Below are 24466 nucleotides of genomic sequence, written 5' to 3'. Positions count from 1 at the left end.
GCGACCCGTGCTCGGCGCACCCCGGTCGGACTCGCGACGTCAGCCGGTGGCCGTGCCGCCTGGCTCGACGCCGGCCAGGGCTTCGGCGGCTCGTTCCCGGTGGGTGCGGAAACGGCGCAGGTACGACCGCGCCATGGGGCCCGGCGGGACGCCCCGGGCGAAGGCGCGCATGTTGCGTTCGCCCGTGTTGTAGCCGAGGGCGAGGAGCTCGTCGCGGGTGTAACGGCGTACGTGCCGCCTCGGAAGGCTCCGGTCGAGGTCCTTCAGGTGCAGGGCGGCCGAGCGAACGGCGAAGGCCGGGTCGTCGCGCAGGTCCTGCCACCGCCCCGACAGGTTGTGGGCCCGCCGGACCCGCTCGAACGTCGCCCGGTGCATGTTGGCCAGGCCGAAGGACGCCCCGGGCTTCCACCACTGCCACAACCGCTCCAGCAGGGGATGGTGCGGCTTGTACGCCTCGTTGTGGAGCACGGTCATCACGAGCAGGGGCGAGACCCCGGCCTCCCGGGCACTGCGCACCACTACCGCCGCGTAGTCGGCCGGCTCGTAGCCGCCGGGGCGCAGCGGCGGCGTCCGGACGCCCTCGTGCTCCGCTCCTCCGGACCCCTGCCGCGTTGCCGCCACCGGTCGTTCGGTCATCGTCGATCACCCCTCCACTGTCCTGAGGCGCACATGCCCCCGAGTCCCTGCCCCAATCCGGACGCCCGGAGCCCCTCGGCTCACAGCAGCAGGGGCAGGGCGACGAGGGCCGCCCCGCTCGCGCCGAGGGCCGCCAGCAGCGAGCCGGGCCAGTCGCCGGACCGGGCGTAGGTGAGCAGCCCGGCCAGCAGTCCCGCCACCACCGAGGCCAGGAGGATGAGGGCCCACCGCAACGACAGCCGGTCCGGCGTGGGCGGGGACGGTTCGGACATACGGCTCTCCTGCCGCTGTGTCAGGACGGGACGGGGCGGCCCTCTCCCATGGACCACCGCGCGCCGGCCCGGTCCCGGTGCGGCCCATCCCGCGCCCCACCCGGCCGTGCCCGGCGCCACCGGCACCTCACGAATGATGACCACCGTACCCATCTGAGCACTATCAGAGAAGGCTGTTGATACGGCATCACGGACCGTGCAGGGGCACGAAAGAGCACTCACCGCCTTTCGTGCGCCCCGGCGTGCGCCCACCCCGCCCTTCGTGCTCCCCGAAGCAGCGCCCGTACCGCTGACCACGAGGACCCTGTGACCTAGTCTCCAGGGCATGACTGGTCCCGCATCGGACCCACCCGTGGACACCGACGACGCCCTCCGGGGCTCCACCGCCCAGATCGTGGCCCGCCTGGGCTGTCAGATCGTCGAGGGCGCCAAGCACCGCGACCGGCACCTGACCGTCGACGCCGTCGTGCAGGAGTTCGGCGTCACCCGCTCGATGGCCCGCGAGGCCCTGCAGACCCTGCACCAGAAGGGCCTACTCACCCTCCAGCCCCGCATCGGGGCCACCGTCCAGCCACTGGAGCGCTGGGACCTCCTGGACGCCGACGTGATCGCCTGGCGCCTGGAAGTCGCCCCCGACAGCCAGATGCGGTCCCTGACGGAACTGCGCGAGGTCATCGAACCCCGCGCGGCCCGGCTGGCGGCGCAGAACAGATCCGCGGAGATCTGCCACGACCTCACCGGCCACGCCCGCACCCTGCTCGCCCTCAGCCGGGAACCCGACTTCGAACGGCCGCGGGAGGGTGCCGAGGTCCGCCAGCGGTTCCGGGACGTCGACGCCGCCTTCCACCGCACCCTGCTCGCCGGCTCCCGCAACGAGCTGTTCCTGCACCTCTCCCACCCCGTCACCATGGCCCTCAACCACCGTATCGACCGGGACTGGGCCGGCGGCCGCCCGGGGGAGCGGGCCGCCTCGGCACGGGCCCTGACCGGCTCCGACACCGTGCAGAGCTATCCCGTACGGCCGCTGCCGATCGCCATGTGGCTGCACATGGGGCTCGCCTACGCCGTCGACCAGGGACGGGCCACGGCCGCCGAGGCGTTCGCGGAAGCCATTCTCGCCGAGATCCGCGGCGGGCGGCTCCAGGACCCCGCCGTCCTCGACCGGCTACGGGAGGGACTGGCGCAGTTCGACCCGCGCGGACTGCCCGCCGCGTACCGCGAGGGTTTCCGGGACGCCCTCACCGCGCTGGTCCGCACCCGGCGCGCCCCCGTCGTCGTGATGGGGGTCAGCGGCTGCGGCAAGACCACCGTCGGCGAGTACCTGGCGGAGTCGCTGCGGGCACCGTTCGAGGAGGGCGACCGGCTCCACCCGCGACGCAACGTGGAGGCCATGAAGGCCGGTACGCCCCTCGACGACAGCATGCGCAGCCCGTGGCTGGCCGCCGTCGCCGAACGGATGAAGGGCGCGGGACCGGAGGAAGGACTGGTGATCACCTGCTCGTCCCTGCGCCGGATCTACCGCGAACTGCTGCGCGTGGCCCGCCCCGACGCCTTCTTCGTGCACCTGGAGCTCGACCGGGAAGAGGCCGCCGCCCGGGTCAGGGGCAGGCAGGGACACTTCATGCCGGCCTCGCTGGTGGACTCGCAGTTCGAAGACCTGGAGCCGCTCCAGGACGACGAGGCCGGCATGACCGTCGACGCGACACTGCCGGTGGAGCGGATCGTGGCGGAGGCACAGACGGCACTGGCCGGCCATGCGCGAAGACGGGCGGCCGAGGAGCTTTGAGCGCACGGCATCCACGACCGCGACTGCGAAGAGGGGACCACGCCATGAGGATCGTGTCGGCCGAGGTGATCGTCACCAGCCCGGGACGCAACTTCGTCACCCTACGCCTCACCACCGAGGACGGTGTCACCGGTCTCGGCGACGCCACGCTCAACGGCCGTGAACTGGCCGTCCAGTCGTACCTGGAGAACCACGTCGTCCCTCTCCTCCTCGGGAGCGACGCCACCCGCATCGAGGACACCTGGCAGTACCTGTACCGGGGCGCGTACTGGCGGCGCGGGCCCGTCACCATGGCAGCCGTCGCAGCCGTCGACACCGCCCTGTGGGACATCAAGGCCAAGTGCGCCGGCATGCCGCTCTACCAGCTCCTGGGCGGGGCGTCCCGCACCGGCGCCCTGGCCTACGGCCACGCCTCGGGCCGCGACATCCCCGAACTCCTCGACTCCGTGCGGGCCCACCTGGAGCAGGGCTACCGCGCCATCCGCGTCCAGAGCGGCATCCCCGGCCTGGGCCCGGTGTACGGGGTCGCCGCCGGCACGGACGGCACGGACCGCTACGACTACGAGCCCGCCCGCCGCGCGGCAGCCGGCGGCATCCCCCTCCCGGTGACCGAGACCTGGGACACCAGGGCCTACCTGCGGCACATCCCGGCCGTCTTCGAGGCCGTCCGGGCGGAGTTCGGCCCCGAACTGCCGCTGCTGCACGACGGCCACCACCGCATGACCCCCATCCAGGCCGCCCGGCTCGGCAAGGCACTGGAACCCTACGACTTGTTCTGGCTGGAGGACGCCACCCCCGCCGAGGACCAGGCGGCCCTGCGCCTGATCCGGCAGCACACCACCACCCCGCTGGCCATCGGCGAGGTCTTCAACTCGGTGTACGACTACACCACCCTGCTCAGCGAGCGCCTGATCGACTACGTGCGCTCCGCCGTCACCCACACCGGCGGCATCACCGCGATGCGCAAACTCCTCGACCTCGCCGACGTGTTCGGCATCAAGTCCGGCATGCACGGCCCCACCGACATCTCACCCGTCGGCATGGCCGCCGCCCTGCACCTGGACCTGGCGATCCACAACTTCGGCATCCAGGAGTACATGCGGCACTCCGACCGCACCCTGGAGGTCTTCCGCACGTCCTTCACCTTCAAGGACGGCCTCCTGCACCCCTCCGACACCCCCGGCCTCGGCGTCGACCTCGACACGGAGGCGGCGGCCCACCACCCCTACGAACCGGCCTACCTCCCCGTCAACCGCCTGACGGACGGCACGATGCACGACTGGTGAGCCTGAACCGCGCCGCGCGGACCCGGCCGGGGCCGGACCGGCCGGCCCCGGGACCGTGTCCACCGATCCGATGACGACCGCACCGCCACCCGGCGGCCCGACAGCCGCCGGGCGGGCATCGCGGGGCGACGGACAGGACAGACCGGGGCGCGAACCCCGAGGGCCGTGGCGGCGGCGAGGACGAGCGGCCGGGCTCCGGCCCTCCTCCTCAGCCCAGTCGCTCGGCCAGCCCGACGATGACGCCCTCCGGGCCGCGGACGTAGCAGAGCAGATGACTGTCCTCGAACCGGGCGATCTCACCGACCAGTTCGGCACCGTGGGGGCGGAGGCGGGCAACGGTGTCCTCGATGTCGTCGACGGCGAACATGACGCGGTGCGTGCCCAGGACGTTGTGCGGCCGGTCGCGCGGCCCGGCGCCGATCACCGCGGGGCTGCGGTACTTCGCCAGCTCGAGCCGGCTGTGACCGTCCGGGGTCCGGAGCATCGCGATGTCACAGCGGACGCCGTCGAGTCCGGTGCACCGGTCGGCGAAGAGACCCTCGACCTGCGTCCTGCCCTCCAGCTCCATGCCGAGTTCCACGAAGAACGCGATGGCGGCGTCCATGTCCTCGACGACGATGCCGACGTTGTCCATCCGCTGGATCGCCATGCCGGCTCCTCCTTCTTCCTCGTGCGGCCGGTGGCGGCCGCCGATGTCCCCGGGGCGGAGCCGGTGGCGCGTTCTCGGCCTCTTCGGACCACCGAACCCCGAAGAACCCGGATCGCGCCTTCGCACCACTACAGCAGACCCGCGAGCCGGGCACCACCGAGCCGCCCGGACCTCCGTCGAGGAACGTCACCCGCGGCCGCCGCGCCCGGCAGAGCTCCCTCACCGTTCCGTGTCCACCGGGCGACAGCGCGGGGACCCGTTGCCGGAGGACCGGCAGCGGGTCCGTGCGACGCATGGTGGAGCCCACGTCGTACGCCCACGACCTCGCCGGGCAAGCCCGCCCCACCGCTCGACGCGCTCGCGAGCCCGGAGGGGGCCGGCGCTCGGACCGCACCGTGCACCTGGCCGTCCCTTCGGAACTGCTGTGCGTCCGCGTCATGCTCGCCCCCGCTCCACTCGTTGCCGAGGGCGTCCGGCTCTGGCCGCGGTCGGGTTCCTGCCGATCGGCCGGTAGCGCCGGTGATTCGGCCCCAGGCGGCGAAGCGGACAGCGTCGTGGCCGGTCAGCCGGTGGGCACGAGCCGGGCAGTGGTCGCCAGTGCCGCGGAGAACTGGTCCGTGACCCGCCCCAGGGCCTCGGCGGCGCCCGGCGCGACGACCGTCGCCCCGTCGTCGTCGACGGTGATGTCCCGGTCCAGGGTGAACCAGCCGGGGACCACGTGCAGCGCGCCCATGGAGCTGAGCACGGGACGCAACGCGTAGTCGATGGCCAGCACATGGGCCGTGCTGCCCCCGGTGGCCAGCGGAAACACCGTCTTGCCCGTCAGGGCGTACTGCGGGAGCAGGTCCAGCAGGGATTTCAGCAGGCCCGAGTAGGCGGCCTTGTACACGGGCGTGCCGATCACCACACCGTCCGCCTGCTCGAACAGGGCGGTGGCGGCGGTGATCGCCGGATGCCGGACGTCGGCGCCCAGGAGCGCCTCCGCCGGGAGGGTGCGTACGTCGAGCGGCGTCACGTCGTGCCCGTGGAGCCGCAGTCGGTCGTCGAGGTGGCGCAGCAGTCGCGCGGTGCGTGAGCTGGGGGAGGGGCTTCCGGAGACGGACAGGACGGAGGCCATGGACGGACCCTTCGTGATCGGGATGCGGGTGGGGGCGTGGGGCCGGGGGTACGCCGGTGGCGGCCCGGCGTTCACCAGGAGCTCGACTCCACCGAGACCACCGGCACCAGCCCGTTGCGCAGCGTCTCCAGGAAGGCGACGGTCTCCGCGGCCACCGAGCGGTGGTTCACGTCGTTGAGGACGTCGTGGTGGGCGCCGTGGACCACCGAGAGACGGGCCCGGGCCTGGGACTCGGCCGTCCGGGTGAGGGCGTCGTGGTCCGCGAGCCGGTCGGCGTCGCCGACGAGGAACAGGACCGGGACGGGCAGCTCGGCACCGTAGGCGGCGGTGAGCAGGGCGTCGGGGACCGCGTCGCCGAGCGAACCCCGCCGGACCCGGGAGTCGTCGCTCAGCGTGCCCCTGTGCGTGGGGCAGGAGGTGCGTATGTCGAGTTCCTCGTCCCACGAGCCGACCGTGGAGGACGCGGAACCCGGAAGGCCGGCGAGGACGGCGGCGTCCGCCACCCGCCCGGATCCGCCCCGGCCGAGGAGCGCTGCCAGCGCGACGGCGCCCGTGTCCGCTCCGACGAGCACCACGGGCCCGACGGCACCGCCGTCGGCCGCCGTGCCGTCGACGGCGTCGGCCAGCGCGGCCCCGAAACGGCCGAATGCCGCGTCGGTGTCGAACGCGCCGATGTCCGGGGCGTCGATCACCCGGACCCGGTACGCGTCGGCGGCGAGCCGTCCGGCGAACCGCCCGTAGGTCGCGCGGGTCTCACCCCGCCCCGGCACCACGACGATCGTTCCGCGGGTGCGCAGGCCCTCGGGGGCGTGGTGGTCGGTGTACTCGGTCATCTCGGGCTCCTGTGCGTGTCGGCGGTGGTGACGTCCCCGGCGCGGTCGCCCGGCCGGGGTCCCTCGGCGGTCGGGACGGACCGGTTCAGCCGTTCTCCGCACGGCGCTCGAGGGTGTGGCGGTTGACCGGGACCGGCAGGCCCAGGTTGCCGCGGAGGGTGTCGGCCTCGTACTCGGTGCGGAACAGGTCCCGCTTCCGCAGGATCGGCACCACGCCGTCGACGAAGAGGTCGAGTTCGTCCTGGGTGCGGAAGGCGAGGTTGATGCCGTCGAAGGCGCCGGCGTCGAACCACCGCTCGATCGTGTCGGCCACGGTCTCCGGCGCCCCGACGAAGGGGGAGGGACGGAACTCGGCCACGGACTGCGCGACCTGGCGCAGGGTCAGCTTCTCTTCACGTGCCCGCTCGATGATCTTCGCGGCGTTCGTGCGGCCCCCCTTCTCGGCGAGACGGGCGACGTCCGGGAACGGGGCGTCCAGATCGTGCACGCTGAAGTCGTAGGCCCCGAAGGAGCGCCCGAGCAGCGCCAGGTGACGGTCGAAGTCGTTGTCCTCCTCGAAGATCTCCCGCTCACGGTGCCGGGCCGCCTCGTCGGTGGCGGCGACGACCGGACCACCGTGGATGAAGATCTTGATGTGGTCGGGGTCCCGGCCGTACGCGGCGGTCCGCTTCTTGAGGTCGGCGTAGTACTCCCGGGCCTGCTCCAGCGATCCGCCCGGCGCGTAGACGCCTTCGGCGACGCGCGCCGCGAGATCGCGCCCCTCCTCGGACACACCCGCCTGGAAGACGACCGGCTGGCCCTGCGGGGAACGCGAGATGTTCAACGGGCCCGCGACCTTGAAGTGCTCGCCCTCGTGGTTCAGTTCGTGCAGCCTGGACGGGTCGAGGAAGACGTTGCGGGCCACGTCCGCGGGGAAGGCGTCGTCCTCGTAGGAGTCCCACAGCCCGCGGGCGACCTCCACGAACTCCAGGGCCCGGCCGTACCGGGTGGCGTAGTCGAGGTGCTCGTCCAGGCCGAAGTTGCGGGAGGTGCCGGTGTCGAAGCTGGTGACGACGTTCCAGCCGGCCCGGCCGCCGCTGATGAGGTCCAGAGAGGCGAAGCGGCGGGCGAGGTTGAAGGGCGAGTTGTACGTCGAACTCGCCGTGCCCACCAGGCCGATGTGCCGGGTGTGGGTGGCGACCGCCGACAGCAGGGTCAGCGGCTCCAGCCGGTTGAGGTAGTGCGACGGGTAGGTGGCGTTGATGAACTGGCTGTCGACGATGAACAGCGCGTCGAACAGGGCGTGTTCGGCGGCCTGGGCCTGCCGGATGTAGTAGTCGATGTCGATGCTGGCGTTCTTCGCGACGCGGGGGTCCTTCCACAGGCCGTGCTGGCCGGGGCCGCCGACGCCGTAGGGGTGCAGGGCGAGATGGATCTTGCGGGGCATGGTTCTTCCTGTCCGTGCGGAGGGTGGGCGGGACGGTGGTTCAGGCGTGCAGCAGGGCGCGCAGCGCCGCACGCTCGGACCGGTCGGCGGGGGCACCGCGCAGGGTCGGGGCGGAGCCGACGAGCAGCCGTGTGTAGGGGTGCTCGGGCCGGCTGACGACGTCGCGTGCGGTGCCGGTCTCGACCAGCTCGCCCCGGTACAGCACGGCGATGCGGTCGGCGGTCCCCGCGACGGACCCGAGGTCGTGGGAGATGAACACGAGGGCCACGCCGGTGGCGCGCAGTTCCTTGAGGATCTCCAGGACCTGGACGCGGTTGGCCGAGTCCAGGGCGCTCACCGGCTCGTCGAGGATGACCAGCCGCGGTTCGGTGACCAGGGCGCGGGCCACCGCGATCCGCTGGCGCTGCCCGCCGGAGAGCTCGCCCGGCAGCCGGCCGAGCAGCTCCTCGGACAACCGCACGCGGGGCAGGAACGCGCGTACCCGCGCCACCGCCTCGTCACGGGGCACGCCGCGCACGAGCAGCGGCTCGGTCAGCGACGCCTCGACGGTGAGGTCCGGGTCGAGGCTGCGCAGCGGGTCCTGGAAGACGTACTGGACCACTCCGCGGCGGCGCAGGTCACGCCACTGGCGGGGGCCGTGGGCGGTGACGTCCTCACCGTCGACGATCACCGATCCGGCGGAGGGGCGTACCAGCCCGAGCACGGTGCGGGCGAGGGTGGATTTGCCCGACCCCGTCTCGCCGATGAGGCCGACGGTCTCGCCCGGGGCGACGCTCAGCGAGACGCCGTGCAGGGCGCGGCGGCGTCGGCGGCGCGCGCCGTAGTGGACCTCCAGGCCGGTGACTTCGAGGACGGGGCGGGTGCCGGTGTGCGGCCTTCCGGTGGTCACGCTTCCCCCTTCGGCGCCAGGAACTTCTCCAGTCCGTACTGCTCGTGCTCGCTGATCAGCAGCCGGGTGTAGTCGTGCCGCGGGGCGTCCAGCACCGCGCGGGTCGGGCCCTGCTCGACCACCTCGCCCCGCCGCAGCACCAGGACCTCGTCGCACGACCGGGCCACGACGGCCAGGTCGTGGGAGACGACGACGAGGGCGAGCCCGGCCCGTTCGCGCAGGTCGGCCAGGAGGTCGAGGATCTCCGCCTGTACGGTGACGTCCAGCGCGGTGGTGGCCTCGTCGGCGATGAGGATCCGCGGGTCCGCGGCGATCGCGGCCGCGATCAGCACGCGCTGCAGCATGCCGCCGGAGAGCTCGAAGGGGTACTGGTCGTGCACCAGTTCCACGTCCCGCAGGTGCACCGCGCGCAGCAGGCCGAGAACCCGTTCCCGTGCCTCGCGGCGCCCGAGTCCCTTCTTGACCCGGAGGACCTCCGCGATCTGCCGGCCGATCCGCAGCGACGGGTTGAGGTAGGACGCCGGGTCCTGGAACACCGCGCTGATCGTCGACCCGCGCAGCGCCGTCCACCGCGGGGGCGTGAGGGCGGTGAGGTCGGTGCCGTCGATCTCGATCGAACCGCCGGTGACCTCGAAGCGGGCCGGCAGGATGCCCAGGGCGGCCCGGCACGTGAGGGTCTTGCCGCTGCCGGACTCGCCGACGATGCCGACCACCTTGCCGGGGGTGAGGTCGAAGCTCACGCCGTGCACGATCTCCCGGCCGTCACCGCGGTCACCGATGCGCACGTCGCGCAGGGAGAGCAACGGCGGGGACGGGTCCTGTGCGGGCCCGGACGCGCCGGACTCCCCGGCCCGGGTGAGGAGCTTCTCGGAAACCGTCGTCATCACGCACCTCCTGCGGGAGCGGGGTCGGTTCGGCCGGCGCGGGCTCCCCGGCCCGCGGCCGGCGCGCGTCCCGCCTCGCCGGACACGTCGCGGATGGCGTCCGCGAGCAGGTTGCCGGCCCAGACGGTGACCGTGATCAGCAGCGCGGGGGTCAGCGGGGCCCACGGCCGGTGGCTCAGGTAGCCGAGGTCGGAGGCGAGGAGCCCGCCCCAGGTCGGTTCCGGGGGCTGTACGCCGATGCCGAGGAAGGTCAGGCTGGAGACGATGACGAAGCCGACGCCCACGGTCTGGGCGAACGCCACGGCGATCGGCGGGAGCACCTTGACCCACACGTGGCGGCGCACCACCCAGCCGACGGACGCGCCGGAGATCAGCGCCGCCTCGACGTACTGCGAGCGGGCCACCGCCAGCGTGGCGGCCCGGGACACCCGGTAGAACAGGGGCGACACCAGTACGCCCGTCACGAGCATCGCCTGCGTCAGCCCGTTGCCGAGCAGGGCGATCACGGCGACGGCGAACAGCAGGAACGGCAGGGCCACCAGGGTGTCGGCCAGGCGCAGGGTGATCCACTCGAAGACCCGGCCCAGGTACACCGACAGGATCCCGGGGACCGCCCCCACGACCAGTGCCGTGAGCGCGACTTCGAGCGCGCCCAGCACACTGACCCGGGAGCCGTCGAGCAGCCGGCTCAGGACGTCCCGGCCGAGGTGGTCGGTGCCCAGCCAGTGGCCGGCGGACGCGGCGGCGAGGGTGTTGTCGCTGGTGGCCAGCGGATCCTGCGGGGCGAGCAGCGGACCGAGGACCGCCAGCAGCGCGACCACGGTCAGGATCGCGACGGCGATGCGGCCGGAGGTGAGGGAGAGGACGCGGCGCACCATGGTTCACACCCCCCGCTGCGAGGCCGGCGTGACGCGCGCCAGCACCAGGTTGACGACGAGGTTGAAGGCGACGACCAGGGCGATGGACACGACCAGGACGCCCTGCACGGCCGGTACGTCGCCGGCCTGTGCGGAGTCGTTGGCGAACCGGCCGAAGCCCTGCAGGCCGAAGATCCACTCGGTCACCACGGAGGCGCCGACCAGGGCCGGGAACTTCAGGCCCAGGGTCGCCAGCGTCGGGCCGAGGCCGTTGCGCAGGACGTGGACGAAGAAGATCCGGTGGGGGCTCAGTCCTCGTACCACCGCGCCCGTCACGTAGTTCTCCCGGTAGGCGGCGACCAGGCCGGAGCGGAGCTGACGGGCCACGTCGGCGATGACGTCGAAGCTCAGCGCCAGCGCCGGAAGCGTGATGTGCGCGAGCCACGGCCCCAGCCCCTGCTCCGCCGGGACGTACCCGGCGGAGGGGAACAGGTTCAGCTGGACGGCGAGGACGGCGACGAGCACGATGCCGACCACGAAGGCGGGCATCACCGAGACCACCGTGACGAACCCGGTGACGGCGCGGTCGACCCAGGTGGTGCGGCGCAGCGCCGCCAGCGTGCCGAGCGCGAAGCCCACGACCACGCCGATGAGCAGCGCGAACGTCGCGACGGACAGGCTCACTCCCAGCCCGAGGCCGATGAGGGTGGAGATGTCCGCGCCGTTGGTCCAGCTGGTTCCCAGCTCCCCGCGCAGGACACCGCCGAGCCAGTCCCCGTACTGGACCAGGAAGGGCCGGTCCAGGCCCCACTGCGCCTCGATCCTGGCGACGGCCTCGGGGGTCGCCTCCTCGCCGAGCTGGATACGGGCCGGGCTGAGGCCGCTCAGCGACCGCAGCGCGAACGTCACGAACGTCGCCACCAGGAAGACGGGCACGAAGACCGCGACCGACCGGGCGAGCGTGACCAGGACGCGGCCCAGCGCGTGCCGTGCCCTTCTCGCGGCGAACCCACCGCGCGGGACGGTCTCCGCCCGCACCTCGGTCGCCGTCATGAGGCCGCTCCCTTCCCGCCGATGGTCACGCCGGTCCAGTCGATGTGGGCGGGGATCTCCGGCAGGCCGGAGACCGACTTGCTCTTGGCGATCAGGTTGGGCGAGGAGTACGTGAACACCAGCGCCTTGCTCTCCAGGCCGGCCCGTGTCGCCGCCCGGAGCACCTCCGGGTACTCGGGCGCGTCCAGCGGGGTCCGGCGCACCTCGGCGACGGCCTCCTCGAAGCCGTCCGGCTGGTAGGGGGAGCTGAGGTTCAGCGGGCCGTCGGGGCCGAAGTGGGCGGTGAGGGTCTGTACCGCCGAGTCCCGGCCGGTGGTGCCGTAGAGGGAGAACGTGAGGTCCTTGGCGAAGAAGGGCGTGGCCCAGTTCTTGTCCACCTTGATGTCGACGGTGATGCCCACCTTCGCGAGCTGCGACTGGACGATCTCCGCCTGGGGGTCCTCCGCCGGGATGACCAGGTCGAGCTTGATGTCACCGGGCCCGTAACCCGCCTCGGCGAGGAGCTTCCTCGACTTTTCCGGGTCGTAGGGGTGGGCGTCCTCGGACCGCGGGTCGTAGGCCACATAGCCCTTCGGGAAGGGCTGGTCGGTCACCTCGCCGTAACCGAAGGTCAGTTTGTCGACGAATTCCCGCCGGTCGACCGCGTGCCGTACGGCGTCGACGACCTTGTCGTCGTCGAACGGCGCCTTGTTGACGTTCAGGCTGAGGTTGGAGGCGTTGAACCCGGGCTGGACGAAGACGTCGAGGCCCGCCTTCTTCGCCGCGTCCGCCTGACTCGGTTCGATGTCGGCGAAGTTGTACACACCGGTCCGCAAGCCGGAGACGACCGTGGAGGCGTCGGGCGCCGAGGTCAGCTCCACCTGGTCGATGTGGATGTTCTCCGCGTCCCAGTAGTCGGGGTTCTTCCTCAGGACCGCCTTGGTCCCCGGAACGAGCTGTGTCACGGTGAACGGGCCGGCCCCGACCGGGTTCTGGTCCAGTTTCCCGGGCGAGGCGGCCGCCTTGGGGCTGGCGATCTGCAGGACCCGCTGGCCGAGCAACTGGGGTATCTGGTAGTCGACTTGGTTGAGATGGACGATGGCGTCCAGGCCCTTGGCCTCCACCGACTCGATCGAGGTCAGGTCGCCGAAGAGCGCCGAGTTCTTCTGCTTCTGGGCCCGTTCGACGGCGGCCTTCACGGCGGCGGCGTTCACGGGTTCCCCGTCGCTGAACTTCAGGCCGGGGCGCAGACGGAAGGTGACTTGGTCGCCCCTGTCGTTGTACTCCCAGCTCTCGGCCAGGTCCGGGACGGCCTTGCCGGTGGTGTCGGTTCGGGTCAACGAGGCGTACACGAGGGAGAGTTCGCGGAACTGTGCGCCGCTGCCCGAGACCACCGGGTCCCAGTGGGCGGGGAAGTAGGTCGAGGTCCACTTCAGGGTCGCGGCACCGTTCGCGGAGGCCGCGTCACCGCCGCACGCGCTGAGGGCGGGGACGAGCACGGCGGCGAGGGCGGCGCCGAGTGCGGTGGCACGCATGCGGCCGGATCGGCGGTGCGGTCCGGGGCGTCGGGTCGTGAGTCGTCCGGGCATCTCGTTCTCTCTGTGACGGTGCCGGCTCCCCGCGGCCGGACGGCCGCGGGCGGGAGCGGGGCAGGGAAGGGTGGCGCCACCGCGCCCGGCGCCGGCTCAGGACGTGCCGGGGCATGCCGAGACGGACTCGGCACCCATGACGTCGACGGGCCCGCGGAGGCGGACCGCCCGAGGGGCGGGGGGCGGGAAACGCGAAGGAAGGGGAGGGCGCGAAGGGCGGACGCGGCTCGGCCGAGCGGCGGACGGCCGGAACCGACGGAGGTCGTCAGGCGCCGGGGGACCGCGGAGGGCGGCCGGTCAGCGACAGAGGGCGCTGCAGGTGCGCCGCAGGTCCACGTAGCGGCACACCACGCCGGGGTGCGTCGTGAGCATGTGCCACATCCTGAAGGCGGTCGCGAGCGTCTGTCAATGGACACCTACAGGTGTCTCATTCGGCGGGACAGGCACCTGACCGCAGATCAGAGACCTTGTCGCGGGCCGGCCGGAGGGCCAGGGCGGGTCGCCGGGTGCGTCGCCGCCTCCTCAGGGTGCAGCCACAGCGGGCCGTTCCCGGTCTCGACCCGGACCGCCCCGGGCGGCGGCCACGGACCGTCCGCCAGCAGCCGCGACTCCGGCCCGGTCAGGCTTCCGTAGCGCCGCAGCGCCTCGTCCGGAGCCAGCGGGGCCGGCATCACATCCCACGCCGGTGACGGACACAGCTCCCGTACGGCATCGGCGTACGCCTCGTAGGGACGCCACCCCGGAACCACGCGGTGGCCGCCCGGCGCCCGGACGAGCACGGTCGGCAACGCGTACCGCCGGCCGCCGTCGGGGGTCTCCTTCGCGGCCCCCGGATGCGGCGAACCGCCGGGCGTGGAAAGGGCCTCGGGGACCGGACGGCGCGCCTCGCGGTGGTCGGCGCGCACCCGCTCCCGTACGGCGTCGGACGACGCGTCGACGGACAGCCGCGCCAGGTCCAGTCCCGGTGTGCCCCGTACCGCGGACAGGGCCAGTGCGGGAGTGTCGGCCGGTTCGCCCAGGACGAAGACGGTCTCCCGCAGTCTGCGCAGCACCCGGTCGGCCACCTCGGCGCCCTGCGGTTCCGCCGCCTTGGCGACGAGCGAGGCCGGCCAGGAACTCGCCGCCACCCGGCTCAGCCGGGGCGCCCGCGGAGCGCCGGTGTACCGGCAGACCTCGTCGACGTAGCCCTCGTACCAGGCGGTCTCCGCCGCCGGGTCGGGCGGCGGGTCGTCGTCCTCGTCGAAGAGGACGCAGAAGACGCGGCGCAGGCGCACCCGCCCGGACAGGGCCGCGCGCAGCCGGCGGAACACGGGCTCCGAGCCCCACGCCCAAGGGCACAGCGGATCGGTGTACTCCACCACCTCCACCAGGGCGTCGCCCGGCTCCGCCGTCACGCGGCTCCCTTCCGCGGCACGTCACCGGCGCCCATGGACAGCAGCGAGGCCACGGTCACCCCGCCCAGGACGGCGGCGGCGTCCGCCTCGATCCGGCGCCACACATCGGGCAGCGCCGCCGCGGCGCCGGGATAGTCGAGCGTGGCCAGGGACTCGCCGCGCAGGGTGAGCAACTCCCCGTCGACGACACGGGAGATGTCCAGCAGCGTGATGTCCTCGGCGGGCCGGCCGAGCCAGTAGCCGCCCTCGCAGCCGCGTTGGCTGCGGACCAGTCCGCCCTTGCGCAGCTCGCCCACGACGGACTTCAGGAAGCGGAACGGGATCCGCTGGGAGGAGGCGATGGCCTCGCACGTCAGCGGCCGGGCGGGTTCACGGGCGAGCTCCAGAAGGGCCCGCGTGGCGTAGTCCGCCTTCGCGGAGATATGCATGGCGCCCATGATGCCGGAGTTCATCCTCCCGGAGGGTGTCCGAACCCGCTTCCGTCGCCTGTTGCGGGAACATTGCCGCAGGTGAACAGCAATGGACACCTCTTGACATCTTTTTCGGCGCCCTTCTAGCGTCCCCGGCATGAGCGAGCCGTTGACAGCCCCGGGTGAGGGCTTCCATCCCCATCTCCACGACGCCCCCGGGCGGTCGGCCGCCCCGCTGCGGACCCGCCTGCACCATGTGCGTGCCGACTCCCTCGACGGTGACACGGCGCAGACCGGCGGCATGCGCAGGTTCGCCGCCGTGAGCGGGCGGACGGTGGGCTCCGAGAAGCTGTGGATGGGCCAGACCCACGTCGCTCCCGCGACCTCCTCCTCCGACCACCACCACGGGGCGTCGGAGACCGCGATCTACGTGGTCAGCGGCCACCCCGAGTTCGTCTTCCTGGACGACTCGGGCGACCGCGCCGAGGAGGTGCGGCTGCGCACGTCCCCGGGTGACTACATCTTCGTCCCCCCGTTCGTCCCGCACCGTGAGGAGAACCCCGATCCCGCCGAGGAGGCGGTGGTGGTCATCGCCCGCAGCACGCAGGAGGCGATCGTGGTGAACCTGCCCCGGCTGTACGCGCTCGCGGCCGAGGAGGTCTGACCGGCACCGGTGTGCCCCGGAGGCGGGCGGACGGGCCGGCCTCCGGGGCACCGCGGTTCAGGTCCGGCGGATCACGGAGTCACCGTCGGGCCGGGGAACCGTCAGGGCACGAGCCTCAGCAGCCGGTTCGGCGAACCCGAGCCGGGGCCGGTCACCTTGCCGGTGGTCGCGCCGTTCACCAGGGCCGAGGCGACCTGGGCCGGGGTGGCGGAGGGATGGCCGGCCAGATGGACCGCCGCCGCTCCGGCGACGTGCGGGGTCGCCATCGAGGTGCCGGAGATGGTGTTGGTCGCGGTGTCACCGGTGTGCCAGCCGGCCGTGATCGAGGAGCCCGGGGCGAAGACGTCCAGCACGGAGCCGTAGTTGGAGTAGCTCGCCCTGGCGTCCGTACGGGTCGTGGCGCCCACGGTGATCGCCTCGGTGACCCGGGCGGGGGAGTAGGAGGAGGCGTTGGCGCCGCTGTTGCCCGCGGCGACCGCGTACGTGACGCCGCTCGCTATGGAGTTGCGCACCGCCGTGTCCAGGGTGGTGGACGCGCCGCCGCCGAGCGACAGGTTGGCGACCGAGGGGCCGGAGTGGTTCGCGGTCACCCAGTCGATGCCGGCGATGACCCCGGCGGTGGTCCCGGACCCGTTGTCGTCCAGCACCCGTACGGCGACGATCTTCGCCTTCTTGGCCACTCCGTAGGTGGATCCGGCGATGGTGGTGGCCACATGGGTGCCGTGACCGTTGCCGTCGGCGGCGGCGGTGTCACCGTCCACGGCGTCGTAACCGTACGCGGCACGACCGCTGATCTGCTGGTGGGTGATGCGCACGCCGGTATCGATGACGTAGGCCGTGACACCGCTTCCCGCGCTGTCCGGGTAGGTGTAGGTACCGGAGAGCGGGAGCGAGGCCTGGTCGATGCGGTCCAGTCCCCACGGCGCGTTGGACTGCGTGGTGTCGGCGACGCTCACCCGCTGGTTCTGCTCGACGGAGGCGACCGCAGGGTCGGCGGCCAGGCGGCCGGCCTCGGTGGCGGAGAGGACGGCGGTGTAGCCGTTCAGCGCGCTGCCGAACGTCTTCCGCACGCTGCCGCCGTACCGCTCGACCAGGTCCCGGCCCGCGGCCGAGGAGGCCTTGAACCCGGCGGCCTTCTTCAGCGTCACGATGTAACTGTCCTTGACCGCGGTGGGGGAGCCGGCGGCGAGCACCGTCCCCTCGGCAGGGGCGGCCTGGACGGGGGTCGAGGTGAGCCCGCCGGCCAGGGCGGCCGTCGCGACACCGGCGATCATCGCGAACCGTGTTCTCTTGCTGCGCAGTCGTGCCATGACGAGGGGTTCCTCCTCCGGGCGGCGTGCCCGGGTGGGGCACGCGTCTGTGGGGGCGGGTGCGCGTGATCGCACACCCTTGCCGGGAGTGTTGCGTTCCGCTCCCGGCCCGCAAGCAAGGTTCGTCGCCGAATCCCGTACAGGACAAGGGAGTTGATCACCTGGCAACAAACTCGCCATGAGCACGACATGTGGCGGGGCGTCGGGACGCGAGCGGACCGGGAGAAGGGCCGGGTGAACGCTCCCGGCCATCGGACACAGGCCCTCGCGCGCCGTGGTGATGTACCACTGCCACGCGTCGGTCGACTCCCGCAGCCGAGCGGTGGGCTCATCCCGGAGCACCCGGCACGGCCCACCGCCCTCCGCGAGCCGCTCGGTCACGGCGGTGGCCTGCTACGAGGTGGGGGCGACACCGGTGTCGAAAGCCGGTACGGCTCGCGGCGACTGCACGCCCGCCGAGCACGAGGCCGCCCTCGCGGCCCGACCACCACACCGACGGTGCCCGTCGGAACGGTGCCGGTGGACGGGCCTCAGTGACGGCGCATCAGAGGTTGCTGCCCTCCCCGCCGGGCGTGCCTGAAAGCCGGCGCCACCGTCGCGGACACTCCGACGGCTCCACCGGACTCAGGACACTCCGGCGGGCTCTGCGGAACCCGGTACGGCGCAAACCGTCCACGGTGACGCATCTGCTCACGCACGGCTGCCGCACACCCGCTCCAGGAGCCGCGTGTCCTCGCGGCTGCGCGGGTCCGCCGCAGGGGGGATGCGTGCCAGGTCGACGCCTGTCGGCTCCGGTCCGTCCGTCCTCCGGCCGGGTGGGGGTGAATCCGCCGGCGGCAGTGGTCCACGCCCACGCGGTTCCTTTCCACGAAGTGGAGAGCGGAGGCGGGGGACGGTGGGGTGCGCACGCGAACTGATTATGATCTTGGCCATGTTTGTGCAGAGCTCTGACAAGACCCTTTCCCGTAAGCAGAGGCTTCAGGAGAAGCAGCGCCGCCAGCTGGCGGTGGTCGATACCGTGGACAAGGCCGAGGCGAAGGTCCGCAAGGCGGAGGTCGAACTGGCCGGGGCTGTCGCCGAGGCTGTGCAGGTGTTCGGCGACGAGCAGTCCGCGTCCGAGGGGCTCGACATGCCGGTCGAGGCGATCCGGCGCTTTCTCGGCATGGTGCAGGACCAAGCGACCGGTGCTGATGACGTCGCCGGCGCATCCTGAGTCCGGTCCGCCGCGGGGCCGGCCACGTGCGTGGCCTCGGTCGCCCCGGAGGGCGGCCGCAGGCCGCCGTGAGGGTGTGAAACCGGCGGCCTCGCGCCGTCGGTCCCCCTCCGCTGCCGCCTGCTGACCACCGGCGCCTCCCTCGACGAAGCCACCGCGGCCCGGTCCGCGAGGGTGCGTACCTGCGGGGCGAAGGGCACGTACGACCGGCCCGCGCCCGCCGCCGAGCGGGTGCTACCGCGCGTGCTCCCCGGCGGCGGAGTGGCGCCGGGCCCCTCTGGCCTCGGCGGTGAGCCGGGCGGCGGCACCGTCTCGAGGACCGTGAGCGTGGTCGGCTCGAGCACGGGTCCGGGGCAGGCCGTTGCGGCCGTGCCGATGGAGGCGGGCCGGCCCACGACCGTCAGGACGGTGCTGAAGCGTCCCCTCTGGCCGTGAACGGACCGGCCGGCCCGTCGCCGAAGCCTTGCGGGTCCGGCTACCGGCAGGGCCGCGAGAGAAGGTACTGCCGCCGTACCCCCTCAAGGGGCACGGACCCAGGGCGGCCCGTGCCCCCCTTTTTTCTCCCTGCCGGTACCGGCCCGGCAGGCACCACGGTGACCTGCGGCGCAAGGTTTCTCGCAAGGTTTCCCGAAGGCCGGCCGCACACCATTGCCGACGTGTCCAGAGCCACACGGTCCACCACCTGGACAAGACAGCCGGCGTGCGTATCGCGGTCAGCCGGCACCTTGAACCGGGAGCCGCGAGAGAACGGGGGGGAGCCATGGATCCGCGATATGAGAAGTTCTGCCTGACCGATCCGGTGTTCTACGAGACTCTGGACGTCCGCACGGTGGAAGACGGCGAGTACCCGATACACCGCCGGGAGCTGCCCGAGGGCTGGCGCAGGACCGCGATCGAGGGCTGGTGGTCCTACGCCCCTGTGGGCGCGAAGCTGCCGTCGCAGGGCTGGAAGATCCACGTCTCCGCGATGCCGGAGAACGCAGCCGACGTGGCGACGATGGTGTACGACTACTGCCTCGAGCGCGGTCTGGCCTTCAAAATCACCGTAGGGCCGCGGGAGTTCCTCATGAAGAACTCCAAGTACGCCGAACGCGCCGGCAGCGGAAAACTGGCCACGATCTACCCGGTGGACGACAACGTCCTGCGCCGCAGCCTCGAGGAACTCGGCGGCAAGCTCGACGGCCGGCAGGGACCGTACATTCTCAGCGACCTGCGCTGGCAGGAAGGGCCCCTGTACGTACGGTACGGCGCCTTCCTGTACCGCCCTTTTGTCGACGGGACAGGGGCAGTGCGCCCGGGAATCGAGGACCCGGACGGCAACCTCGTCCCCGATCCGCGCGGCCCGGTCTTCACAACCCCCGAGTGGGTCACGCTCCCCGGATTTCTCCAGCCCGAGCTGGAGCGGCGCAGCCGGCTCACGGTCGACACCTTCCCCTACAAGATCACGCGAGCAGTGCACTTCTCCAACGGAGGCGGTGTCTACGAGGCCGAGGACCCGGCCACCGGGAAACGGCTGATCATCAAGGAAGCCCGGTTGCACGCAGGCCTGGACGCGGCTCTCCAGGACGCCGTGACCCGGCTGCGCGCCGAACGGGACATTCTGCGCCGCCTCGCCGGCCTGCCCTGCGTACCGGCGCTGATCGACTACCTCTCGTTGGGCGAGAACGAATACCTGGTGGAAGAGTTCATCGACGGAACTCCCCTGAACACCTGCTATGCCCAACGCAATCCACTCATGGGGGGTGAGCGGCCCCCGGACGCTTTCACGGACTACGCCACGTGGTGCCGGCAGGTGGGGCAGGCCGTCGAAAAGGCGCTGGAGGGCATCCACGAGCGAGGCGTCGTCTACGGGGACCTCCACCCCTTCAACGTTCTGGTCCGGGAAAGCGCTGAGGGCCCCCGCGTCACCCTCGTCGACTTCGAGGTCAGCTGGCTGGAGAAGACGCCCAGGCGCCTGACCCTGGGCCATCCCGGGTTCGGCGCGCCACCCGACCGAACAGGTTTCGACGCCGATCACTACGCGCTGGCCGCGCTCCGTCTGGCACTGTTCGTCCCCCTCACCACCCTGATACGCCTGGATCCGGGCAAGGCCCGCCAACTGGCCGCCCTGATCACGGACGCGTTCGGCATACCACCGACGCACTTCGACGCTGACGTGGCCCTCCTCGGCCGCGGGCGCTCCACGGCGGGCACTTCCCACGCGCACACGCCGGTCGGGATCGACCTGGACGAAGCCGCCTGGCCGGCGAGGCGGGACGCGCTGGCCGCGGCGATCACGGCGAGCGCCACACCGGAACGGGACGACCGCCTGTACCCCGGTGACGTCGAGCAGTTCCATGGGCATGGAGGGCTGGGCTTCGCCCACGGCGCGGCGGGTGTGCTTTGGGCACTGCGGTGCGCTGGTGTTCAGGACCATGTGCAGGGAGTTGGATGGCTGGTCCGTCAGGTGCAGCGTTCCAAGGACATGCTTGCTCCTGGCTTCTACGATGGCGCGCACGGCATCGCGTACGCGCTGTGGGTGCTGGGCCGTCGGGACGAAGCCGTGGAGTTGCTGGAACACTGTCTGGATCTGCCGTGTGAACGTCTGGACAGTAGTCTGTACGCCGGGCTCTCGGGTATCGGCCTGAACCTGCTGGCTTTCGCCGAGTACTGCGGTGACGGCAAGTACCGTGCCCGTGCCGAGCGTGTCGCCGGCATCGTACAGAAGCGCATCGCGGCCCGGACGCGCCACCGGCCGGCTTCGGCACCTCCAGCGCCCGCGGGCCTCATGCGGGGTGCTTCCGGTCCCGCGTTGCTCTTCATCCGTATGTTCGAGGCCACCGGGTCCCATGAGTACCTGGACGCGGCCGCCACCGCGCTCAGGCTGGACCTGGAGCGCTGCGTGACCGACACGAAAGGGGCCCTGCAGGTCGACGACGGCTGGCGCGTGCTGCCGTATCTCCATACCGGCAGCGTCGGTATCGCGTTCGTCCTGCGCCGCTACCTCGAACACCGTCAGGACCCGCACTTCACAAAGAGCCTGCGCGCGATCGAGAAAGCAGCCCGGTCCCGCTTCTACGTCTTCTCCGGCCTCTTCGACGGTCGTGCGGGCATGGTCCTGTTCCACGCGACCGCGGTGCCGGCCTCCCCGAACCACACCGCTGAACAGGTGAGGGGACTCAACTGGCACGCACTGCAATGGAAAGGGCACACCGCCTTCCCCGGAAACCAGATCCTGCGCCTGTCCATGGACCTGGCGTCCGGAAACGCCGGGGTGCTGCTGGCCCTGGCCGCCGCCCACGGCGTCAGGCACCGTGACCGGTTGGCCAACCTCCCCTTCCTGACGTGATCACACACTGAAGCTTCCCGGGCTGGAACACCACTCCGGGACAACCCCGCCCCCTGACGGAAGGGGGCACGACACAGGAGGAACAGCATGAGCATCTACGACCTGCAGGGTCTCGCCCCCGCCGAGACGGATTCCACCATCCTGGCGAGCAACGTGAGCTGGTGGTCGTGCGGCGACAACCGCCCCAGCGACCTCTCTTTCTTCGCCTGCGGCTGACATGACAGCAGCACGGTGACATGAGCCAGGGAAGGGGCGCGGCTCACAGGCCCTGTGGGCCGTGCCTCTTCCCCCTTGCCGCGTCACCTCCATGCCCCGGGCGCACAGCCCGGGCACACAGCGCTCACACACACTCCGCCATCACTCACCGCCACCGGGACGGGGCTTTTTCATGACGCACGACGTCTACGCGTCTCTCCCTCGCTTTCTCGCCCGTTACCGCACCCGGAGCACGCTGGCCGTCCTGCTCATCACCGTGAACGCCGCCGTGGCGCTCCTGCCCCCGTTCCTCGCACAGCGCCTCATCGACGCAGGCGCTCTGGGCGGGGACCTCACTCGCGTGTACGCGCTGGGGACGGCTCTGTTCCTCACCGGTGTGGTGGCCGCCGGCATCGCGCTCTGCGAACGCTGGACGGTGGCCCGGCTCGCCGAAGACATCACGGCCCGCATCCGAGGCGACCTCTTCAGCCACCTCCAGAACCAGTCCGCGGCCTTCTTCAGCGGTGCACGCGCGGGAGCCATCGTCTCGCGGCTCCACGGTGACGTGGAGGGCGTGCACGACCTGGTCGCCCGTACCCTGCGCATGGCCGTCTCGTCACTGGTCACCCTCGTGCTCACCGCTCTTGCCCTCGTGGTCCTGGACTGGCGTGCCGCCCTGGCCGCCGCTGCCCTGATCCCCGCGGTCTACGCCATAACCGCGCGCGCCGGGACCGTACTGCGCGGCATCGCCCGGACCCAGCTGGCCGCCACGGCGGACCTCGACTCACTGGCCGCCGAGCGGCTGAGCGCGGGCGGTGCGGAGACGGTCCGGCTCCTCGGCGCGGGCCCGCGCGAGGCAGAGCGGTTCCGTCACGCGGTCACGGCCCTGCGGGACACGATGGTGCGCGGCTCCCTGGTCGACGCCCGCATGGGCGCCGCCCTGACACTCCTGACCACCTCCGCCACAGCTGCGGTGTACGTCGCGGCGGGGGCTTCGATCGCCGGGGGAGGGATGACGGTGGGCACCGTCGTCGCCCTGGTGGGACTGCTCACCGCCCTGTACGGGCCCCTCACCGCTCTCCCGGCCTGCCGTCTCGACGTGGTCAAAGGCATGGTCAGCTTTGACCGGATAAGCGAGATCATGTGCTTCGCCCCGGCGATCACCGATCGTCCGGGGGCGCGCCCGGTCAGAGGCCGGCGGATCTCCTTCGCCGGCGTGGCGTTCGCCTATCCTCCGCGGGAGACCACGACCCCCCGGTCACTGCGCCCCGCTTCCACGTACCAGGGGGACGCCCCTGCGGCCTCCTGCCGCCCCGTGCTCCGGCACGTCACCTTCACCGTCGAGCCGGGGACGACGGTGGGGATCGTCGGGAGCACGGGAGCGGGAAAGTCCACCCTCACCCGGTTACTGACCCGGTGCTGGGAACCCACCGCGGGGCGCATCGAGGTGGGGGGCGACGACATCCGCGACCTCGCGCTGGACGGCTTACGCGCACGTATGGGGGTGGTCACCCAGGACCCCGTCCTCTTCCACGGTTCCCTCCGGGACAACCTGCTCATGGCCCGGCCGGACGCCTCGGACCGTCACCTCCTCTCCGCCTGCGCGACAGCTCAGATCCGGCATCTCGTGGACCGGCTGCCGGACGGACTGGACACTGTGCTGGGTGATCGCGGTGTACGGCTCTCCGGAGGGGAACGCCAGCGTCTCGCCATCGCCCGGATGCTGCTCAAGGAGCCGGACATCGTCGTCCTGGACGAAGCGACGTCACACCTGGACAACACCACTGAGCACGCGCTGCACACGGCCCTCCAGCCCTTCCTCCGCGATCGGACCTGCCTGATCATCGCCCACCGGCTCGCCACCGTCCGGCACGCCGACCTGATCGTCGTGCTCGATGACGGCAGGGTCGCCGAACAGGGCACACATGAGCAACTCGTCCTTCTCGAAGGCCTCTACAGCCGGCTCCTCAGCCTGGCTCAGGACAGGGGGACAGCCGCATACGCCCCAGCACCGCTTTCCGTGCAGACGCAGACGCCGTCCCCGCGGACCCGGCACAGGCCGTGAGGGCAACGGTCCTGCGGTGCGTGTCAGGGCATCCCCAGGATGCGTCCGTCCCTGGTGTGAACGCCAGGGGCTCTCCGTAGAAGCTCCGTGCACCGCCTTGCGGAACCCGGACACCGTCGCGGCCCCCGCTCCGGCGGGGGCCGCAACGGTGTGCCGGCCGCGCCAGGAGCGGGACGGCCTTTGGGACCGGCCACGGGCTGGCGAGAGCCCCAGCACCTCCGCGGTCCCCTCGAAACGGCCTCGGCCGGCATCGAGGGGCCCGGACGCACTGCTGCGGCCCGGACACTTCTCCTTCTTCTCCTGCGCGGCCTGCGCGACAGAGGCATCGTAACGCTCCCGCTGGCCGTCGACGCCGAGACGACCCGGGGTATCGAGCGCCCCGACGGCCTGCGGATGCCCGGTGGGGCACTGTCACGCCGGCCGACCGGGCGGGACGACCGGGCGGGACGACCTTCGGCTCGATCACGGTGGGGGCATCCACGGACAGCGCGCCCGCGCCGTGCAAGGGGCACCGCTACCCGAGTGGCCATCGACTTCCCCCGTTATCTTCTTCGCGGTCCTGCAAGAGGGCCGCTGGCCTCCGGGCCCGGCATGACTGTTGCCCCCTGTCGAACGGATGACCTGGGGGGTG

At 72.0% G+C, this 24466-nt stretch carries 21 protein-coding genes; 7 read left to right on the top strand and 14 right to left on the bottom strand.

Going from position 1 to position 24466, the window contains the following annotated elements; all coding sequences use genetic code 11:
- Window positions 1–39 precede the first annotated feature (39 nt).
- Together ACH5AO_RS13695 and ACH5AO_RS13690 are read right to left on the bottom strand one after the other, a co-directional pair.
- Window positions 40–636, bottom strand: a complete 597-nt coding sequence (locus ACH5AO_RS13695) for a lytic transglycosylase domain-containing protein (RefSeq protein WP_398924437.1) — start codon at window positions 634–636, stop codon at window positions 40–42.
- Between the two features lie 80 nt (window positions 637–716).
- Window positions 717–908, bottom strand: coding sequence for a hypothetical protein (locus tag ACH5AO_RS13690; protein WP_030864663.1), 192 nt, complete (start codon window positions 906–908; stop codon window positions 717–719).
- Window positions 909–1233: 325 nt separating this feature from the next.
- Between ACH5AO_RS13690 and ACH5AO_RS13685 the strand changes: the two genes are divergently transcribed.
- Window positions 1234–2694 carry a gluconokinase, GntK/IdnK-type gene (locus ACH5AO_RS13685; RefSeq protein ID WP_398924436.1) on the top strand — a complete coding sequence of 487 codons (1461 nt, stop codon included), beginning with the start codon at window positions 1234–1236 and terminating at the stop codon, window positions 2692–2694.
- Between the two features lie 44 nt (window positions 2695–2738).
- On the top strand, window positions 2739–3980 hold the full coding sequence (manD, locus tag ACH5AO_RS13680) for a D-mannonate dehydratase ManD (RefSeq protein ID WP_398924435.1): 1242 nt from the start codon (window positions 2739–2741) through the stop codon (window positions 3978–3980).
- 208 nt (window positions 3981–4188) lie between these two features.
- Here the strand turns inward: manD and ACH5AO_RS13675 are convergent, their stop codons facing one another.
- The 11 genes from ACH5AO_RS13675 to ACH5AO_RS13625 form a co-directional block, all read right to left on the bottom strand.
- A complete protein-coding gene (locus tag ACH5AO_RS13675; RefSeq protein WP_398924434.1) occupies window positions 4189–4629 on the bottom strand; it encodes a VOC family protein in 441 nt (146 codons plus the stop codon).
- Between the two features lie 562 nt (window positions 4630–5191).
- Window positions 5192–5746, bottom strand: coding sequence for an NADPH-dependent FMN reductase (gene ssuE, locus ACH5AO_RS13670; protein WP_398924433.1), 555 nt, complete (start codon window positions 5744–5746; stop codon window positions 5192–5194).
- A gap of 71 nt (window positions 5747–5817) precedes the next feature.
- Window positions 5818–6579: an alpha/beta hydrolase gene (locus ACH5AO_RS13665; protein WP_398924432.1), complete on the bottom strand. Its 762-nt coding sequence runs from the start codon at window positions 6577–6579 to the stop codon at window positions 5818–5820.
- An 85-nt stretch (window positions 6580–6664) separates the two neighbouring features.
- Complete coding sequence (locus ACH5AO_RS13660) at window positions 6665–8005, bottom strand: LLM class flavin-dependent oxidoreductase (protein WP_398924431.1); 1341 nt, start codon at window positions 8003–8005, stop codon at window positions 6665–6667.
- Window positions 8006–8045: 40 nt separating this feature from the next.
- Window positions 8046–8894, bottom strand: coding sequence for an ABC transporter ATP-binding protein (locus ACH5AO_RS13655; protein WP_398924430.1), 849 nt, complete (start codon window positions 8892–8894; stop codon window positions 8046–8048).
- Window positions 8891–9778, bottom strand: coding sequence for an ABC transporter ATP-binding protein (locus ACH5AO_RS13650; protein ID WP_398924429.1), 888 nt, complete (start codon window positions 9776–9778; stop codon window positions 8891–8893). The genes ACH5AO_RS13655 and ACH5AO_RS13650 overlap by 4 nt, the downstream gene beginning before the upstream one ends.
- Window positions 9778–10656: an ABC transporter permease gene (locus ACH5AO_RS13645; RefSeq protein ID WP_398924428.1), complete on the bottom strand. Its 879-nt coding sequence runs from the start codon at window positions 10654–10656 to the stop codon at window positions 9778–9780. The genes ACH5AO_RS13650 and ACH5AO_RS13645 overlap by 1 nt, the downstream gene beginning before the upstream one ends.
- Window positions 10657–10659: 3 nt before the next feature.
- Window positions 10660–11688 (bottom strand): ABC transporter permease, encoded by a 1029-nt coding sequence (locus ACH5AO_RS13640; protein WP_398924427.1) that lies wholly within the window; start codon window positions 11686–11688, stop codon window positions 10660–10662.
- Entirely contained in the window at window positions 11685–13256 is a 1572-nt protein-coding gene (locus ACH5AO_RS13635; RefSeq protein WP_398924426.1) for an ABC transporter substrate-binding protein, read from the bottom strand. The genes ACH5AO_RS13640 and ACH5AO_RS13635 overlap by 4 nt, the downstream gene beginning before the upstream one ends.
- Before the next feature lie 458 nt (window positions 13257–13714).
- On the bottom strand, window positions 13715–14650 hold the full coding sequence (locus ACH5AO_RS13630) for a DsbA family protein (protein ID WP_398924425.1): 936 nt from the start codon (window positions 14648–14650) through the stop codon (window positions 13715–13717).
- A complete protein-coding gene (locus ACH5AO_RS13625) occupies window positions 14647–15078 on the bottom strand; it encodes an RrF2 family transcriptional regulator (protein WP_398924713.1) in 432 nt (143 codons plus the stop codon). The genes ACH5AO_RS13630 and ACH5AO_RS13625 overlap by 4 nt, the downstream gene beginning before the upstream one ends.
- A gap of 139 nt (window positions 15079–15217) precedes the next feature.
- Here ACH5AO_RS13625 and ACH5AO_RS13620 point away from each other — a divergent pair, with 139 nt between their 5' ends.
- A complete protein-coding gene (locus ACH5AO_RS13620) occupies window positions 15218–15724 on the top strand; it encodes a cupin domain-containing protein (protein WP_398924424.1) in 507 nt (168 codons plus the stop codon).
- Window positions 15725–15825: 101 nt separating this feature from the next.
- Here ACH5AO_RS13620 and ACH5AO_RS13615 read toward each other — a convergent pair whose 3' ends face one another.
- Complete coding sequence (locus ACH5AO_RS13615) at window positions 15826–17034, bottom strand: S8 family peptidase (RefSeq protein ID WP_398924423.1); 1209 nt, start codon at window positions 17032–17034, stop codon at window positions 15826–15828.
- A 931-nt stretch (window positions 17035–17965) separates the two neighbouring features.
- Here ACH5AO_RS13615 and ACH5AO_RS13610 point away from each other — a divergent pair.
- The 4 genes from ACH5AO_RS13610 to ACH5AO_RS13595 all read left to right on the top strand — a co-directional run bounded on the left by ACH5AO_RS13610 (window position 17966) and on the right by ACH5AO_RS13595 (window position 23835).
- Window positions 17966–18247, top strand: a complete 282-nt coding sequence (locus tag ACH5AO_RS13610) for a hypothetical protein (protein ID WP_398924422.1) — start codon at window positions 17966–17968, stop codon at window positions 18245–18247.
- Window positions 18248–18947: 700 nt separating this feature from the next.
- Entirely contained in the window at window positions 18948–21575 is a 2628-nt protein-coding gene (gene lanKC / locus ACH5AO_RS13605) for a class III lanthionine synthetase LanKC (RefSeq protein ID WP_398924421.1), read from the top strand.
- Between the two features lie 87 nt (window positions 21576–21662).
- A complete protein-coding gene (locus ACH5AO_RS13600) occupies window positions 21663–21791 on the top strand; it encodes a SapB/AmfS family lanthipeptide (protein ID WP_398924420.1) in 129 nt (42 codons plus the stop codon).
- Between the two features lie 172 nt (window positions 21792–21963).
- Window positions 21964–23835: an ABC transporter ATP-binding protein gene (locus ACH5AO_RS13595; protein ID WP_398924419.1), complete on the top strand. Its 1872-nt coding sequence runs from the start codon at window positions 21964–21966 to the stop codon at window positions 23833–23835.
- The last annotated feature ends 631 nt before the right edge of the window (window positions 23836–24466 follow it).

The sequence above is a fragment of the Streptomyces sp. NPDC018964 genome, from assembly GCF_044390325.1.
GTDB lineage: Bacteria > Actinomycetota > Actinomycetes > Streptomycetales > Streptomycetaceae > Streptomyces.
The sequence above is the reverse complement of the archived record's forward strand: the minus strand, read 5'-3'. Positions and strand labels throughout refer to the sequence as shown.

Excerpts from the sequence above, each read along its gene's own strand:
- ACH5AO_RS13695 (WP_398924437.1), bottom strand. The coding sequence starts at position 636 with ATGACCGAACGACCGGTGGCGGCAACGCGGCAGGGGTCCGGAGGAGCG.
- ACH5AO_RS13690 (WP_030864663.1), bottom strand. The coding sequence starts at position 908 with ATGTCCGAACCGTCCCCGCCCACGCCGGACCGGCTGTCGTTGCGGTGG.
- ACH5AO_RS13685 (WP_398924436.1), top strand. The coding sequence starts at position 1,234 with ATGACTGGTCCCGCATCGGACCCACCCGTGGACACCGACGACGCCCTC.
- manD (WP_398924435.1), top strand. The coding sequence starts at position 2,739 with ATGAGGATCGTGTCGGCCGAGGTGATCGTCACCAGCCCGGGACGCAAC.
- ACH5AO_RS13675 (WP_398924434.1), bottom strand. The coding sequence starts at position 4,629 with ATGGCGATCCAGCGGATGGACAACGTCGGCATCGTCGTCGAGGACATG.
- ssuE (WP_398924433.1), bottom strand. The coding sequence starts at position 5,746 with ATGGCCTCCGTCCTGTCCGTCTCCGGAAGCCCCTCCCCCAGCTCACGC.
- ACH5AO_RS13665 (WP_398924432.1), bottom strand. The coding sequence starts at position 6,579 with ATGACCGAGTACACCGACCACCACGCCCCCGAGGGCCTGCGCACCCGC.
- ACH5AO_RS13660 (WP_398924431.1), bottom strand. The coding sequence starts at position 8,005 with ATGCCCCGCAAGATCCATCTCGCCCTGCACCCCTACGGCGTCGGCGGC.
- ACH5AO_RS13650 (WP_398924429.1), bottom strand. The coding sequence starts at position 9,778 with ATGACGACGGTTTCCGAGAAGCTCCTCACCCGGGCCGGGGAGTCCGGC.
- ACH5AO_RS13645 (WP_398924428.1), bottom strand. The coding sequence starts at position 10,656 with ATGGTGCGCCGCGTCCTCTCCCTCACCTCCGGCCGCATCGCCGTCGCG.
- ACH5AO_RS13640 (WP_398924427.1), bottom strand. The coding sequence starts at position 11,688 with ATGACGGCGACCGAGGTGCGGGCGGAGACCGTCCCGCGCGGTGGGTTC.
- ACH5AO_RS13635 (WP_398924426.1), bottom strand. The coding sequence starts at position 13,256 with ATGCCCGGACGACTCACGACCCGACGCCCCGGACCGCACCGCCGATCC.
- ACH5AO_RS13625 (WP_398924713.1), bottom strand. The coding sequence starts at position 15,078 with ATGCATATCTCCGCGAAGGCGGACTACGCCACGCGGGCCCTTCTGGAG.
- ACH5AO_RS13620 (WP_398924424.1), top strand. The coding sequence starts at position 15,218 with ATGAGCGAGCCGTTGACAGCCCCGGGTGAGGGCTTCCATCCCCATCTC.
- ACH5AO_RS13615 (WP_398924423.1), bottom strand. The coding sequence starts at position 17,034 with ATGGCACGACTGCGCAGCAAGAGAACACGGTTCGCGATGATCGCCGGT.
- ACH5AO_RS13610 (WP_398924422.1), top strand. The coding sequence starts at position 17,966 with ATGTTTGTGCAGAGCTCTGACAAGACCCTTTCCCGTAAGCAGAGGCTT.
- ACH5AO_RS13600 (WP_398924420.1), top strand. The coding sequence starts at position 21,663 with ATGAGCATCTACGACCTGCAGGGTCTCGCCCCCGCCGAGACGGATTCC.
- ACH5AO_RS13595 (WP_398924419.1), top strand. The coding sequence starts at position 21,964 with ATGACGCACGACGTCTACGCGTCTCTCCCTCGCTTTCTCGCCCGTTAC.